This is a genomic window from Streptomyces sp. BE20, assembly GCF_036322525.1.
Classification (GTDB): domain Bacteria; phylum Actinomycetota; class Actinomycetes; order Streptomycetales; family Streptomycetaceae; genus Kitasatospora.
The window spans coordinates 1-14,276 of record NZ_JAQYWW010000658.1 but is presented as its reverse complement, the minus strand read 5'-3'; the positions used below and the strand labels follow the sequence as shown (position 1 = coordinate 14,276).

General features: G+C 73.4%; 14 protein-coding genes, 1 tRNA gene and 1 pseudogene. 12 read left to right on the top strand and 4 right to left on the bottom strand.

The window, feature by feature from the left end; translation table 11 throughout:
• From PUR61_RS13980 to PUR61_RS13970, 3 genes and pseudogenes are all read left to right on the top strand, one after another.
• Positions 1–227: pseudogene (locus PUR61_RS13980) on the top strand (UDP-glucose 4-epimerase GalE); the annotation flags it as partial.
• Positions 228–577: 350 nt separating this feature from the next.
• Positions 578–1,648: a response regulator transcription factor gene (locus PUR61_RS13975; protein ID WP_329879143.1), complete on the top strand. Its 1,071-nt coding sequence runs from the start codon at positions 578–580 to the stop codon at positions 1,646–1,648.
• 61 nt (positions 1,649–1,709) lie between these two features.
• Entirely contained in the window at positions 1,710–3,314 is a 1,605-nt protein-coding gene (locus tag PUR61_RS13970; protein ID WP_329879142.1) for a polysaccharide biosynthesis protein, read from the top strand.
• Between the two features lie 100 nt (positions 3,315–3,414).
• Here PUR61_RS13970 and PUR61_RS13965 read toward each other — a convergent pair whose 3' ends face one another.
• Positions 3,415–3,909, bottom strand: coding sequence for a MarR family winged helix-turn-helix transcriptional regulator (locus tag PUR61_RS13965; protein ID WP_329879141.1), 495 nt, complete (start codon positions 3,907–3,909; stop codon positions 3,415–3,417).
• A gap of 111 nt (positions 3,910–4,020) precedes the next feature.
• Between PUR61_RS13965 and PUR61_RS13960 the strand changes: the two genes are divergently transcribed.
• Complete coding sequence (locus PUR61_RS13960) at positions 4,021–4,887, top strand: methyltransferase domain-containing protein (RefSeq protein ID WP_329879140.1); 867 nt, start codon at positions 4,021–4,023, stop codon at positions 4,885–4,887.
• A 6-nt stretch (positions 4,888–4,893) separates the two neighbouring features.
• Here the strand turns inward: PUR61_RS13960 and PUR61_RS13955 are convergent, their stop codons facing one another.
• The gene (locus tag PUR61_RS13955) at positions 4,894–5,496 is read right to left on the bottom strand and encodes a TetR/AcrR family transcriptional regulator (protein WP_327680125.1); all 603 of its coding nucleotides are present in this window, start codon (positions 5,494–5,496) and stop codon (positions 4,894–4,896) included.
• 173 nt (positions 5,497–5,669) lie between these two features.
• Positions 5,670–6,680: an acyl-CoA desaturase gene (locus tag PUR61_RS13950; protein ID WP_329879139.1), complete on the bottom strand. Its 1,011-nt coding sequence runs from the start codon at positions 6,678–6,680 to the stop codon at positions 5,670–5,672.
• A 306-nt stretch (positions 6,681–6,986) separates the two neighbouring features.
• On the opposite strand from PUR61_RS13950, the gene PUR61_RS13945 reads away from it, so the two are divergent.
• The 8 genes from PUR61_RS13945 to PUR61_RS13910 all read left to right on the top strand — a co-directional run bounded on the left by PUR61_RS13945 (position 6,987) and on the right by PUR61_RS13910 (position 13,659).
• Positions 6,987–7,060, top strand: a tRNA-Gln gene (locus PUR61_RS13945).
• Positions 7,061–7,198: 138 nt separating this feature from the next.
• Entirely contained in the window at positions 7,199–8,668 is a 1,470-nt protein-coding gene (gene glmU / locus PUR61_RS13940) for a bifunctional UDP-N-acetylglucosamine diphosphorylase/glucosamine-1-phosphate N-acetyltransferase GlmU (RefSeq protein ID WP_329879138.1), read from the top strand.
• A gap of 205 nt (positions 8,669–8,873) precedes the next feature.
• A complete protein-coding gene (locus PUR61_RS13935) occupies positions 8,874–9,851 on the top strand; it encodes a ribose-phosphate diphosphokinase (RefSeq protein ID WP_329879137.1) in 978 nt (325 codons plus the stop codon).
• A gap of 307 nt (positions 9,852–10,158) precedes the next feature.
• On the top strand, positions 10,159–10,743 hold the full coding sequence (locus PUR61_RS13930; protein ID WP_329879136.1) for a 50S ribosomal protein L25/general stress protein Ctc: 585 nt from the start codon (positions 10,159–10,161) through the stop codon (positions 10,741–10,743).
• Positions 10,744–10,891: 148 nt separating this feature from the next.
• Entirely contained in the window at positions 10,892–11,473 is a 582-nt protein-coding gene (pth, locus tag PUR61_RS13925; protein WP_329879135.1) for an aminoacyl-tRNA hydrolase, read from the top strand.
• Between the two features lie 361 nt (positions 11,474–11,834).
• Positions 11,835–12,089, top strand: coding sequence for a hypothetical protein (locus tag PUR61_RS13920; RefSeq protein WP_329879134.1), 255 nt, complete (start codon positions 11,835–11,837; stop codon positions 12,087–12,089).
• A 99-nt stretch (positions 12,090–12,188) separates the two neighbouring features.
• A complete protein-coding gene (locus tag PUR61_RS13915) occupies positions 12,189–12,710 on the top strand; it encodes a SigE family RNA polymerase sigma factor (RefSeq protein WP_329879133.1) in 522 nt (173 codons plus the stop codon).
• Positions 12,700–13,659: a hypothetical protein gene (locus tag PUR61_RS13910; RefSeq protein WP_329879132.1), complete on the top strand. Its 960-nt coding sequence runs from the start codon at positions 12,700–12,702 to the stop codon at positions 13,657–13,659. The genes PUR61_RS13915 and PUR61_RS13910 overlap by 11 nt, the downstream gene beginning before the upstream one ends.
• A gap of 124 nt (positions 13,660–13,783) precedes the next feature.
• Here PUR61_RS13910 and PUR61_RS13905 read toward each other — a convergent pair.
• Positions 13,784–14,276, bottom strand: a 493-nt coding sequence (locus PUR61_RS13905; RefSeq protein ID WP_329879131.1) for a phosphoenolpyruvate carboxylase, incomplete at its 5' end; no start/stop codon positions are given.

Below are 14,276 nucleotides of genomic sequence, written 5' to 3'. Positions count from 1 at the left end.
GCAACGGCAGCGGCTTCTCGGTCCGCGAGGTGATCGAGTCGGTCAAGCGCGTGACCGGCCGCGAGATCCCGGTGCGGGTCTCCGGCCGCCGCGCGGGCGACCCGGCCGTCCTGGTGGCCTCCGCCGAGCGTGCCCACCGCGCGCTGGGCTGGACCCCGCGCCGCCCCAACCTGGACGACATCGTCGCCGACGCCTGGAAGTTCACCCTGGAGAAGAACGGCCTGTAGCCCTGCGGGGGCCGGTGGCCCCGGCAGCCGGCCCCGGCGCCCCGGGTCGGACACGCCGCGAACGGAGCGCCGCCCCCGTACGGACGGGGGCGGCGCTCAGGCGTTCCCGGCGTTCCCGGCGGCCCGAGAAGCACCAAGTCGCGTCAATTTCTCACCTCCTGACGAAACTTCACCAAACCCCCACCGAGTCGGCGGCCACCCCGTACGCTGATTCCGGTACCGGTGGGGGCCGGCACCTCGGCTCTTCCGGGTATCCGGGAGGCGGGCGGCGCAGGAACGCCCGGGCGGCGGAGGCAGGACCGGGGCGCCGCCCCGGACACGGGCCGGAGCTGAGCAGGGGGGAAGTGACGATGGGACGGATCCGCGTCCTGGTGGTCGACGACCACCGGATCTTCGCCGAGGCACTGGCCGCGGCGCTCGCCGCGGAGCCCGATGTCGAGGTCGGCGCGGCAGGCAGCGCGGCTGCCGCGGAGCGGGCGCTGGAGCGTGCCGCCACCGAGGGCCGCGCCTTCGACGTGGTCCTGGTCGACGCGGACCTGGGGGTCGCCGAGGCGGGGGCCGCCGCGCGCAGGGCCCGCCAGCCGGGTGTCGACCCGCCGCCGGAGGTCCTTCGCCGCCGACCCGTCGCCTTGCCTTCGCCCCGCCGTCCGGCCGCAGTCCCCGGGGGGCCGGGCACCCCGACCGCAGGATCGTCCGGCCTCGCCGGACCGCTCGGCAGCGCCGGATCGCCCGGTGCCGGCGGCGCGCCCCCAGGGGCGCACGCCGTCCGCCACCCGTCGGCGCTCCGCCCGGCCGCTCACCCGGCCGGCCCGTACCCGGCGGAATCGGGGCCGGCGACCCCGGCCGTTCCGGGTTCCCCCGCCGCCCCGGCGTCGACCGCCCAGGTGCCCGACGGCATCACCCTGCTGGCCCGGATCCGCCGCCACCATCCCGCGCTGCGGGCGATCGTCCTGGCCACCGCCGACGACCCGCACCGCGCCGCCCGCGCCCTGCACGCCGGCGCCACCGGCTGGGTGGCGAAGGAGAGTTCGCTGGCCAGGCTGCTGGCGGTGATGCGGGGCGTGCTGCGGGACGAGACGCACGTGCCGCCCGCCCTGCTCACCGGCGTCATCCGGGAGCTCACCACCGCCCGCCGGGACCGCACCGAGAGCGAGCGGCTGGTCGACACGCTCACCCCTCGGGAGAAGCAGATCCTGCGCTGCATGGTCGCCGGCCTCGGCCGGCAGGCCGTCGCCGAGCGGCTCTACCTGTCCCCGCACACCGTGCGTACGCACATGCAGAACGTCCTCGGCAAGCTCGGGGTGCACTCCACCCTGGCCGCTGTCGCGGTGGCCCGCCGTGCGGGTGTCAGTCCGTCCGAGCCCGCCGCTCCTGCGGCCCCGTCGTCCGTCGCCACGACCACAGCTCCCGGCGCCGGCTGATCCGCCCGTCTCACCGCCGTACCGGCTCAGGTCCGTCAGGTCAGGGAACTCCGGAGGACACATGTCGCCGCACAGCACTTCCGCACGCCCGCACACGGCCGGGGAGGGCGCGAACCAGGGCGAGAGCGCCCAGGACGGGCTCCCGGGCGCCCCACTGCCGGCTTCGCGTGCCCCGGCCGCGCCGCCGACGGGGTTGCGGACCCTGGTGGTGGGCGCCGGTGCGGCGGGCACCGCGCTGGTCCGCGACCTGGGCCGCGCACCCGAGTTCGGTCTCGTGCCGATCGGCCTGCTCGACGACGACCCGGCCAAGGCCGGCCGGTCGGTGGACTCCGCCCCCGTCCTCGGCACCCTCGCGGAGCTGACCGGGCTCGCCGTCGAGTACCGGGCCCAGGTCGTCGCCCTGGCCATCCCCGGCCTCGCCCCGCAGCGCGTCCGCGCCCTGGCCACCGCCGCCGCGGCCGCCGGTGCCGCCGTCCGCTACCTGCCGTCCTTCCTGGCGGCGCTCCGCCGGGAGGTGGTCGGCTCCGACATGCGCAGCCTGGACGTCAACCGGCTGATCGGCCGGCACGAGGTGCACGTGGTCTCGGCCGACGTCCGTGACGTGATCGAGGGCCGGCGGGTGCTGGTGACCGGCGCCGGCGGCTCGATCGGCAGTGAACTCTGCCGCCAGGTCCAAGCGTTCAACCCGAGCGCGCTGTACATGCTGGACCACGACGAGTCCAACCTGCACCGGCTCCAGCTGGACATCTGGGGCGAGGCACTGCTCACCGACGAGTCGCTGGTGATCGCCGACATCCGGGACCGGCCGCGGATCCAGCAGATCTTCCGCGACCTGGAGCCCGAGGTGGTGTTCCACGCGGCCGCGCACAAGCACCTGCCGCTGCTGGAACGGCACCCCAGCGAGGCAGTGAAGTCCAACGTGCTCGGCACCGACCACCTGGTGGAGGCGGCGCTGGCCACCGGGGTGGAGCGGTTCGTGCTGATCTCCACCGACAAGGCGGCCGACCCGACGTCGGTGCTCGGCGCCAGCAAGCGGCTGGCCGAACTGATCGTCCAGGCGAACGCCCGGGACGCGCGCAACCTCGGCACGGGCGCGTTCTCCGCCGTCCGGTTCGGCAACGTGCTCGGTTCGCGCGGCTCGCTGCTCTCGGTGCTGGCCGAGCAGCTGCGCAGCGGCGGCCCGGTGACGGTCACCCACCCCGACGTGACGCGGTTCTTCATGACCATCGAGGAGGCCGTCGGCCTGGTGCTGGAGTCCGGCCGGATGGCGCGCGGCGGCGAGGTGTTCGTGCTGGACATGGGGGAGCCCGTGCGGATCGTCGACCTGGTGCACAACTTCGCCGAGCAGGTGCAGTTGGCCCGGGACGAGGTCGAGATCCGCTACACCGGACTGCGGGCGGGGGAGAAGCTCAACGAGGCGCTGTTCTCCGAGGGCGAGGAGCGGCAGCCGACCGCGCACGCCCGGATCTACGCGACCCTGGCCGAGTCCGGCTCCGGGCCGGAGGACCTGGCGGGCGGCCTGACGGGGCTGTACGAGGCGGCGGCGGTGAACAGCGACGACGAGGTGCGCCGCCGGCTGGCCGAGCTGCTGCCGGGCTACCGGACGCCGGATCCCGTGCCCGCCCCGGTGCCGGCGCTCAGCGCGCCCTACCCGGACGGCTTCTGAGCGGGGCCCGTCCCCGCGGACCTCCGAGGTTTCCTCCACCGGGTCGGAAGGCCCGGGCCGGACGGTTCGGGGCCGGACGGTTCGGGTCGGGAGGTCCCGGTCAGGGGATGTTGTCGAAGGGGGCGACCAGCTGCCGGAGCAGTCCGGCGAGTTCGCCCCGCTGAGTGCCGGTCAACTGGGCGAGCAGCTCGCGCTCGTGCGCGAGCAGTCCGGCGAGTGCCTGGTCGGCGCGGTCGCGTCCGTCGTCGGTGAGGCGGACCAGGACGCCGCGCCGGTCGTCCGGGTCGGGCAGCCGCTTGACCAGGCCCTTGCCGGTGAGGCGGTCGATCCGGTTGGTCATGGTGCCGGAGGTGACCAGGGTCTGGGTGAGGAGCTGGCCGGGGGAGAGCTGGTACGGCGAGCCGGCCCGCCGCAGCGCGGTCAGGACGTCGAACTCCCAGGGCTCCAGCCCGTGCTCGGCGAAGGCCGCCCGACGGGCGCGGTCGAGGTGCCGCGCGAGCCGGCTGACCCGGCTGAGCACCTCAAGTGGTTCCACGTCGAGGTCGGGGCGCTCTCGGCGCCATGCTGCGACCAGCCGATCGACCTCGTCCTCCATGGCGATCAGTGTATCGGGGGTTGTGTCGATGTGAAGTCTCTTGACATCGAGAATTCCAGGGCGGACGCTTCGACTGGATATCTTGATGTCGAGATACTTGGGAGGTGGGCCATGTCCGCACCCGTCTGGGACCCGGACCAGTACCTGCGCTTCGCCGACGAACGGACCCGCCCGCTGCGCGACCTGCTCGCCCGCGTCCCCTCCGTGCCGAACGAACCCGCCGCCACCGTCCTCGACATCGGCTGCGGCCCGGGCAACTCCACCGCCGTCCTGCGCGAACGCTGGCCCGGGGCGCGGATCACCGGGGTCGACAACTCCGCCGAGATGCTCGCCGCCGCCCGCGCCGGGGGCGGGGAGCCCACCGCCGACTACCTGCTCGCCGACGCGGCCGGCTTCGACCCCGCGGCGGCGGCCCCCGACCTGATCGTCTCGAACGCGGCCCTGCAGTGGATCGGCTTCGAGCCGGGCGGCCGGTCCGGGCCCGGGGACTCCCCGGCGGCGGGCGGCGGGCGGGGAGCGGCCGGCGGGCACCTCGACCTGCTGCGGCACTGGGCCGCGGCGCTCAGGCCCGGCGGGGTGATCGCCTTCCAGGTGCCCGGCAACTTCGGGTCGCCCAGCCACGTGCTGCTCGCCGAGCTCCGCCGCAGCCCGCGCTGGCGCGAGTCCGTGGGCGGGAACGCCGTCCGGGCCGGCGTCCACCGACCGGACGAGTACCTCCGGACGCTCGCCGAGGCCGGCTGCACCGCCGACGTCTGGGAGACCACCTACCGCACCCTGCTCACCGGCGACGACCCGGTGCTGGAGTGGGTCAAGGGCACCGCGCTGCGGCCCGTGCTCACCCGGCTCGGCGACCCGGCCGACCGTTCGGCCTTCCTGGCCGAGTACGGCGCGCTGCTCCGGGAGGCCTACCCGGCCGGGCCGCACGGCACGGTCTTCCCGTTCCGCCGGATCTTCGCCGTCGCGGTCCGGCGGGGCTGAGCGGGCTCAGGCCTTGCGGTCGCCGACCAGCTTGGGGTGCCGCTCCATCCCCTCCAGGCCGTGCCAGGCCAGGTTCACCAGGTGGGCGGCCACCTCGGCCTTCTCCGGCTTGCGCACCTCCAGCCACCACTGGCCGGTCAGTGCGACCATGCCCACCAGCATCTGCGAGTACATCGGGGCGAGCCGGGCGTCGAACCCCCGCGCCTTGAACTCCAGCCCCAGGATGTCCTCCACCTGCGTCGCGATGTCGCTGATCAGCGACGCGAAGGTGCCCGTCGACTGGGCCACCGGCGAGTCCCGGACCAGGATCCGGAAGCCGTCCGTGGACGTGTCGATGTAGTCCATCAGCGCGAACGCGGCCTGTTCCAGCAGCTCCCGCGAGTGCCCCCCGGTCAGCGCCCCGGTCACCATGTCCAGCAGCAGCTGCATCTCGCGGTCGACCACCACCGCGTACAGCCCCTCCTTGCCGCCGAAGTGCTCGTACACCACGGGCTTGGACACCCCGGCCCGCTCGGCGATCTCCTCCACCGAGGTGCCGTCGTAGCCGCGCTCCGCGAACACGATGCGGCCGACCTCCAGCAGCTGCTCCCGACGCTGCTTGCCGGTCATCCGTACCCGGCCGCCACGGCGGCGCGGTGCCGGCGCAGCACCGTCCGCCCCGGCGGCGGCACGCGGACGGGCCTGCGCCGGATCGGGCGCCGCGTCCGTCCGCGTGCTCCGGTGGCCGCCTGTGCTGTCTGCGCTGCTCCCGTTCACCCCTACATCATGCTGCAGGCGGGCCCTCATGCGGCGCGGCGGGCGGCGATCCGCTGTGCGTCCGGCCAGCGGACGTCCCTGGCCCAGCCGGCCAGCTCGAACCAGCGGATCAGCCGGGCCGAGGAGTCGATCTGTCCACGAAGGACACCGTGCCGGGCCGAGGTCGGGTCGGCGTGGTGCAGGTTGTGCCAGGACTCGCCGCAGGAGAGCACGGCCAGCCACCAGACGTTGCCGGAGCGGTCGCGGGAGCGGAACGGCCGGTGGCCGACCGCGTGGCAGATCGAGTTGATCGACCAGGTGACGTGGTGCAGCAGTGCCACGCGGACCAGCGACCCCCAGAAGAAGGCGGAGAGCGCGCCCTGCCAGGAGAGCGTGACCAGCCCGCCGACCAGCGGGGGAATGAGCATCGAGAGGGCGGTCCAGAGCCAGAACAGCCGGGAGATCCGCCTTATGGCCGGGTCGCGGATGAGGTCGGGGGCGTACTTGAGCTGGGAGGTCTGCTCCTCGTCGAAGAGCCAGCCCATGTGGGCCCACCAGAGGCCCTTGAGCAGGGCCGGGACGGACTCGCCGTAGCGCCAGGGCGAGTGCGGGTCGCCCTCCTTGTCGCTGTACCGGTGGTGCTTGCGGTGGTCGGCCACCCAGCGCACCAGCGGCCCCTCGATCGCCAGCGAGCCGGCGATCGCGAGGGCGATCCGCAGCGGCCGGTTGGCCTTGAAGGCGCCGTGGGTGAAGTAGCGGTGGTAGCCGACGGTGATGCCGTGACAGGTGAGGAAGTACATCACCGCGGCGATCGCGAGGTCGGTCCAGCCGAGTCCCCATCCCCAGGCCACCGGGACGGCGGCGACCAGGGCGGCGAACGGGACGGCGATGAAGAGGCCGAGTGCGATCCGCTCGGCGGCCCCCTGCCGTTCCCCGCCGCGGGTGGCGGAGAGCTGAGGCGGGCCGGGGTCCGGGGAGTCGGCGTCCGGGGGGTCGGAGTGGGGGGTGGCGGTGGAGCGCGTGGAGTCGGCGCGCGCCTCGCCTGCCTGGATGCTCATGGGTGTCCCTTGCGGGGAGAGGACGGGAGGCTACGTTCGCGTAACCTACGGAATCGTAGGTTGTGCCCCGCCAACAAGGGAATACGCCGCCGGGCGGCGCATGGGTGAATTCACCCGACTGGATGGCTGACGTCCCGATCCGGCCCGTGTCCACCTGCCCGGCCGCGGAACACCGGTGACGCCCACCGCGGCTGCCTGGTCATCACCGTGCGGGGAGGCGCCCGTCCCTGCCGTCGGATCGGGGTCGGAGGATTGGTGCAGCGGATACCCAGGACGAGGTTGACTCGGGTAGGGTTTCAGCGACTGTCCGCCGTGGTGTAATGGCAGCACAGGGCCCTTTGGAGGCCTTTGTCTGGGTTCGAATCCTAGCGGCGGAGCCACCCCGCGCCTCGACTGCGCGTGTCACCCGGCCGCCGGTATTGTCTGGGCTGTCCGGCGGACTGTGCGAAGGCGACCGGCCTGTTGTCCCGGCCGGGCTGCTCTGCCCTCTCTGTGAACCGAATGAGGAGCCTCCCCCCGTGAGTGCCAATTCGCCCGCCGCCGTTGTCGTGCTTGCCGCCGGTGGCGGGACCAGGATGAAGTCGAACAGCCTGCCGAAGGTGCTGCACGAGGTGTGCGGACGGTCCCTGGTCGGCCATGCGGTGGCGGCCGCGGAGGAGCTGACGCCGGGCCAGCTGGTCGTGGTGATCGGCCACCTCCGGGAGAAGGTCCGGGAGCACCTGGCGGCCCGTCATCCGCAGGCCCGCGCCGTCGTGCAGGAGGAGCAGAACGGCACCGGGCACGCCGTGCGGACGGCGCTGGAGGCGCTGGCCGCCGACGGGATCGAGCTGGACGGCACGGTGATCGTCACCACCGGGGACGCGCCGCTGCTGACCGGGGAGACGCTGCGCGCCCTGGCCGACGCGCACGACGCGCAGGGCAACGGCGTCACCGTGCTGACCGCCGTGGTGCCGGACCCCTTCGGCTACGGCCGGATCCTGCGTGACGGCGTGGACGGCGCGGTCGCGGCGATCGTCGAGGAGAAGGACGCCTCGGACGCCCAGCGGGCGATCGACGAGATCAACTCGGGGGTCTTCGCCTTCGACGCCGGGCTGCTGGTGCAGGCGCTCGCCGAGGTGACCACCGACAACTCGCAGGGCGAGGAGTACCTCACCGACACCCTGCAGATCCTGCGCAAGGCGGGCCACCGGGTGGGCGCGGTCGTCGCCGCCGACTACCGGGACATCCTCGGCATCAACGACCGGGTGCAGCTGGCCCACGCCCGCCGGCTGCTCAACGACCGGCTGCTGGACCGCGCGATGCGGGCCGGCGTCACCGTGGTGGACCCGGCGACCACGTGGTTCGACGTCCAGGTGTCGTACGAGCCGGACGCGGTGGTGCTGCCCAACACGCAGCTGCAGGGCGGCACGCACCTGGGCGAGGGCTGCGAGGTGGGCCCCAACTCGACGATCAAGGACACCCGGATCGGCGCCGGCGCGCGTGTGACCAACACCACGGCGGACGGCGCCGAGGTCGGCGACCTCGCCGTCGCCGGGCCGTACGCGTACCTGCGGCCGGGCGCGAAGCTGGCCCGGAAGGCGAAGGTCGGCACCTACGTCGAGGTGAAGAACTCCGAGCTGGGCGAGGGCGCCAAGGTGCCGCACCTCTCGTACATCGGCGACGCCACCATCGGCGAGGGCGCCAACGTCGGCGCGGCCTCGGTCACCGTGAACTACGACGGGGTCAACAAGCACCGCACCGTCATCGGGGCGCACTGCCGTACCGGTTCCGACAACATGTTCATCGCTCCCGTGACGGTCGGTGACGGCGCCTACACCGCGGCCGGTTCGGTGATCACCAACGACGTTCCGGCGGGCGCGCTCGGCGTGGGCCGGGCACAGCAGCGGAACATCCCCGGCTGGGTCGAGCGCAAGCGCCCCGGAACGACATCGGCGCAGGCCGCGGCGGCTGCCACGGCCGCCGGCCGGGAGACCTCGCCGGAGGCCTGACCGGTCGGGTGCCGGTCCGGCAGATGGTCCCGGGGCGGACGGTTTCTGTGCGGGCGCGTAACCTTGGGGTCATGCGTGCGCCGCAGGGCCTACCGCCCGTGTCCAGGCGTACCGACAATTCCCCGACTCCCTCCCGCAGGCAGGCGCGAGCCTGCCTGTGCGGTGCGGACGGGTTCAGCGTCAGCAACGCGAGGAGACGGTGGCAGTGAGCGGGATCACCACGTCGGGCGAGAAGAAGCTGAAGCTCTTCTCCGGCCGTGCCCACCCCGAGCTGGCGAGGGAGGTGGCCGAATCGCTGGGGACCGAACTCGTCCCGACCAAGGCCCTGGACTTCGCCAACGGTGAGATCTACGTCCGTTTCCTGGAGTCGGCGCGAGGCGCGGACTGCTTCGTGATGCAGAGCCACACGGCTCCCATCAACCAGTGGATCATGGAACAGCTGATCATGATCGATGCTCTCAAGCGGGCCTCGGCCCGGAGCATCACCGCGATCCTGCCGTTCTACGGGTACGCCCGCCAGGACAAGAAGCACCTGGGCCGCGAGCCCATCTCGGCCCGGCTGGTGGCCGACCTGCTGCGCCAGGCGGGCGCCGACCGGCTGATGGCCGTGGATCTGCACACCGCGCAGATCCAGGGCTTCTTCGACGGCCCGGTGGACCACCTGTTCGCGCTGCCGCTGCTGGCGGACTACGTGGGCGGCCGGGTCGACCGGGCGAAGCTCACCGTGGTCTCGCCGGACGCCGGCCGGGTGAAGGTCGCCGACCAGTGGTGCGACCGTCTGGACGCGCCGCTGGCGATCATCCACAAGCGCCGTGACATCACGCAGGCCAACACCATCCTCTCGGCCGACGTGGTCGGTGACGTGCAGGACCGGGTCTGCGTCCTCGTCGACGACATGATCGACACCGCCGGCACGATCTGCGCCGCGGCCGACGCGCTCTTCGAGAACGGCGCCGCGGACGTCCTGGTGGCGGCCACCCACGGTGTGCTCTCCGGCCCGGCGGCCGACCGGCTGAAGAACTCGCGGGTCAGCGAGTTCGTGTTCACCAACACGCTGCCGACCCCGGCCTCGATCCAGCTCGACAAGATCACGACGCTGTCGATCGCCCCGTCGATCGCGGCCGCCATCCGCGAGGTGTTCGAGGAGGGCTCGGTCACCAGCCTCTTCGAGGGTGTGCACTGACCTTCGCGGGTGCGCACCGACCGAGCCCCGTGCAGGCGACCCCGGTTCCCTCGGGAGCCGGGGTCGCCGCCGATTTCGCGAGAGGCCACCGGTCCGGTTAGACTCGTGAAACTGCTCGGCGAGGGATGCCGTGTGCCTGCTTGCCGGGTGCCCGCTCCGTGATCGACGCGCTGCCGGCGCCGGATTTTCCGGGCACCGGCAGAAGTCGTTGCGCCGCCGAGTGACCCCCGAATGTTACGAGGGTGTGGTCCCGGCGGTTTTTTCGCATTGCCTGCACCCCGCGCCAGCTTTTACGAGGAGTGCAGTCGTGTCCGAGATCCGCATCGCCGCTGAGACCCGTTCCGAGTTCGGCAAGGGTGCCGCCCGTCGCGCCCGCCGTGCCGGCTTCGTCCCCGGTGTCGTCTACGGCCACGGCCTCGCGCCGGTTCACCTGAACCTGCCCGGCCACGACCTGATGATGGCCCTGAAGACCCCGAACGCCCTGCTGGTCGTGCCGATCGAGGGCAAGGACGAGTTCGTCCTGCCGAAGGCCGTCCAGCGTGAGGCCATCAAGCGCACCATCGAGCACGTCGACCTGCTGCTGGTGAAGCGCGGCGAGAAGGTCACCGTCGAGATCCCGGTCCAGGCCGAGGGCGAGCTGGCCCCGGGCGGCAACCTGCTGGAGCACGTCCTGCAGGCCCTGCCGGTCGAGGCCGAGGCCACCCACCTGCCCGAGGCCGTCACCGTCTCGGTCGAGGGCCTGGAGGCCGGTGCCTCCATCCACGCCAAGGACATCACCCTGCCGTCCGGCGTGACCCTGGCCGTCGACGGCGACACCGTCGTGCTGCAGGTCATCGCCGCCCAGGCCGCCCCGGCCGAGGCCGAGGGCACCGAGGCCGACGCCGAGGCCTGAGCCTTTCGGCAGGCTTCCCGGCAGGCCCTTCGACCGGCCTGTCGAACAGCTTGAGACCGCTGCCCCGGTCGCTCCCCGTACGGGGAGCGACCGGGGCAGCGGTGCGTCCGGGATGATGGCGGTGCAGGTGACCACGAGGAGCGGTGGGATGAGCGAGGACGTGTACGAGGGCCCCTGGCTGGTGGTGGGGCTGGGCAACCCGGGGGAGCAGTACGCCAGGAACCGGCACAACATCGGGTTCATGGTGGTGGACCTGCTGGCGCAGCGGATGGGTGCCAGGTTCAAGGCGCACAAGAGCCGGGCCCAGGTGGCCGAGGGGCGGCTGGGCGGGCGCCGGGTGGTGCTGGCCAAGCCGATGTCGTTCATGAACCTCTCCGGTGGCCCGGTCACCGCGCTGCGGGACTTCTACAAGGCGCCGACCTCGGCGCTGGTGGCCGTCCACGACGAGCTGGACATCGACTACGCGGCGCTCCGGCTGAAGTCGGGCGGCGGGGACAACGGCCACAACGGCCTGAAGTCGATCACCAAGTCGCTGGGGCCGGAGTACCACCGGGTGCGGTGCGGGATCGGCCGCCCGCCGGGCCGGATGGAGGTCGCGGACTTCGTGCTGAAGGACTTCTCCGCCACCGAGCGCAAGGAGCTGGAGTGGTTCGTGGACCGCTCGGCGGACGCGGTGGAGGCGCTGCTCTCGGAGGGTCTGGAGCGGGCCCAGTCGACGTACAACTTCTGACCGCCGCCGTGTGAGTCGCGTCACGGCCCGGGCCGGTCGGGCGTCGTCCGGCCGGGTCCGGGGCAGGGCGCGCGCCGGGGCCGTCGGCGTGCGGCGGGCCGGGTCCGACCTGCCGTGCGGCACCGTCGGGGCGGCCCGGCGCCGTGCCGCGGGCTGCGTACGAACGGGCGGCGGGGGGCTGCACAACAGTCGTGCAACGCTTGGTCGTCCAAACCTGAATGCGTGTGAGAAGGCTGTGCGGATCGGATAGCGTCAGGCCAGTACGCGAACGGGTTCTGGGGAGTTCTCGATGCGGAGTTTGCGGCCGGTCCGACGCCTTCGGCGGATCCGGGTGGTTCGACTGAGGAAGCTCGGACGGCGGGTGGGCACGGCGGGTGCGCTGGGCGCGGCCGGCGTGCTGCTCTCCGGCGGTGTGGCGCACGCCGATCCGGTGGCGGATCCCGATCCGGGTGTGGTGTCCCCGGAGCCGGTCTCGGCGCAGTTCGTCGGCCCGGTGCTCGGCGGCTCGGTCGGCGGTGACGCGGGCCTGCTGGCCGTCGGCGGCGGCCTGGTCGTGGCCGCGGGCGGCGCGGCCCTGTGGGTCAGGCGCCGGCGCGCGGGCGATCTGACGGAGTGACGGAGAACGGAGGGGCCGGGTCCGAGGTGCGGACGCCGGCCCCTCCGGCATTTTCCCGCGGCTGTCATCCGTTCCCGGCGGCCGGGGCGTCCTGTGGGCATGAAGCGCGAATCGATGCGGCCGGACGGCACCACGGGTGACCCGTTCGACGAGTTCGTCGCGGCGCGGTACCAGGCGCTGCTGCGTGGCGCGTTCCTGATCACGGGGGACGTCCACGACGCACGGGACCTCCTGCACGACGCCCTGGCCCGGGTGTACGCCCGGCGCGGTGCGATCCGGGACCCCGGCGCGACCGAGGGCTACGTCCGCAAGGCGATGGTCCGTACGCACGTGTCGCGTTGGCGGCGGACCCGTCGTGAGGTGCTGACGCCGCAACTGCCGGACACCCCGGTGGCCGCGGTCGACGCACGGGACGAGCAACTGGAGCGGGCCCTGAGATCACTGTCGCCGCGTCAGCGGACGGCGGTGGTCCTGCGGTACTACGCCGATCGGTCGGTGGCCCAGGTGGCCGAGGAGCTCGGATGCTCACTGACGACGGCCAGGACCCACCTGGCCCGCGCGATGAAGACGCTTCGACAGGAACTGGCACCGGCGAAGGAGATGGTGGGCCATGACGGCTGAGGACAGGGACGGTCGGGGCGCCGCGGACGGCGCTGCGGACCGGTTCGAGGAGGAGCTGGTCGTCCGGCTCGGGGCGCGGGCCCGCTCGGCGGGGGGCAGCCCGCCGCTGGCGGAGCTGAGGGCCGCCGGCCGGCGCCGGTCGCGGCAGGGGCTGGCGCTGCGGGTGGCGGCGGGGGCGGCGGTGTTGGCGGTCGGCATCGGGGCGCTGACACAGGTGGGGGTCGGCGGGGCCGGGGCCGCCGGGCCGGCGGGTCCGGCCGCGGCCGGGGCCACCGGCTGGGGACCGCCCCCGCCGACCCCCGGAGGGACGTCGTCGCAGACCCTGCACCCGCAGCCGTCGACGTCGAGCTCCATCGACACGGGAGGGATGCTCGGGGTCTGCGCGGGGGGCCCGGCCGCGCTGCGGCTGCCCACCTGGGAGGAGGCGCACGCCCCGTCGACCCCGCCCTCGACGCCGCCCTCGACCCCGCCGACCACCACCGCGGGGCCGACCCTGCCCGCGTCGCCGAAGCCCGGGTCGAGCACGAGCGGGGGCCAGGTCAACCGCCACCCGATCGACGTGTCCGCCGACATCAGGCGAATCGGCGCGGGGAGCTACCCGGAGCACTACTTCGGCGTCTGCAGTGACCTGGGGACCGGCGAGGTGTACGTGATGCGGGTCCCGGGGAGCGAGCTCGACCAGGTGGTGCTGAACACCGTTCCGCACCTCGGGGTGGGGATCAACTTCGTGGACGTGCCCGGATCGCGGAAGTTCTTCCACGCGCTGGCGCAGCGGATCAAGGTGGACGACCGGGACTACTGGGCGGAGCGGAACGTGACGATCTCCGACGTGTACGTCTCGGAGGACGGCACCGGCGTGCTCGTCGTCACCGCGCAGGCCCCGACCGCCCGGGCGGACGTCCTGGCCCGGTACGGGCCGCTGGTGATCGAGGTGCGGCCGCTGGACTGACCGGCAACGGGCGGGCCGGACGTCGCCGGACCGGCCGGGCGCCGCTCGTCCGGCCGGGGACGGCGGAGGGCCCCGCGGCACGTGCCGCGGGGCCCTCCGGGTGTTCCGGGTGTTCCGGCCGGGGTCAGCCGGTGTTGCGCAGACCGGCGGCGATGCCGTTGACGGTCAGCAGCAGGGCCCGGGCCCGCAGCGGGTCCTCCTTGCGGCCGGTCGAGGCCTCCTCGCGCTGGCGGCGCAGCAGCGCGACCTGGAGGTAGGAGATCGGGTCCAGGTAGGCGTCGCGGACGGTGAAGGTCTGCTTGAGCACCGGGTTGCGCTCCAGCAGCTCGCTCTCCCCGGTGAGCCGGAGGACCTCGCGCAGGGTCACGTCGTGCTCGGCCACGATCTGGTCGAAGACGTGGTGCAGCTCGGCCGGGACCAGCTGCTCGACGTAGTGACGGGCGATCCGCAGGTCGGTCTTGGCCAGCGTCATGGCGACGTTGGACAGGAAGTTGCGGAAGAAGTGCCACTGGCCGTACATCTCGTCGAGCACGTCGCCGAGACCGGCCTCGCGGGCGGCGGCGAGGCCGGCGCCGACGCCGTACCAGCCGGGGACGATCTGGCGGGACTGGGTCCAG

Excerpts from the sequence above, each read along its gene's own strand:
- PUR61_RS13975 (WP_329879143.1), top strand. The coding sequence starts at position 578 with ATGGGACGGATCCGCGTCCTGGTGGTCGACGACCACCGGATCTTCGCC.
- PUR61_RS13970 (WP_329879142.1), top strand. The coding sequence starts at position 1,710 with ATGTCGCCGCACAGCACTTCCGCACGCCCGCACACGGCCGGGGAGGGC.
- PUR61_RS13965 (WP_329879141.1), bottom strand. The coding sequence starts at position 3,909 with ATGGAGGACGAGGTCGATCGGCTGGTCGCAGCATGGCGCCGAGAGCGC.
- PUR61_RS13960 (WP_329879140.1), top strand. The coding sequence starts at position 4,021 with ATGTCCGCACCCGTCTGGGACCCGGACCAGTACCTGCGCTTCGCCGAC.
- PUR61_RS13955 (WP_327680125.1), bottom strand. The coding sequence starts at position 5,496 with ATGACCGGCAAGCAGCGTCGGGAGCAGCTGCTGGAGGTCGGCCGCATC.
- PUR61_RS13950 (WP_329879139.1), bottom strand. The coding sequence starts at position 6,680 with ATGAGCATCCAGGCAGGCGAGGCGCGCGCCGACTCCACGCGCTCCACC.
- pth (WP_329879135.1), top strand. The coding sequence starts at position 10,892 with ATGAGCGAGGACGTGTACGAGGGCCCCTGGCTGGTGGTGGGGCTGGGC.
- PUR61_RS13915 (WP_329879133.1), top strand. The coding sequence starts at position 12,189 with ATGAAGCGCGAATCGATGCGGCCGGACGGCACCACGGGTGACCCGTTC.
- PUR61_RS13910 (WP_329879132.1), top strand. The coding sequence starts at position 12,700 with ATGACGGCTGAGGACAGGGACGGTCGGGGCGCCGCGGACGGCGCTGCG.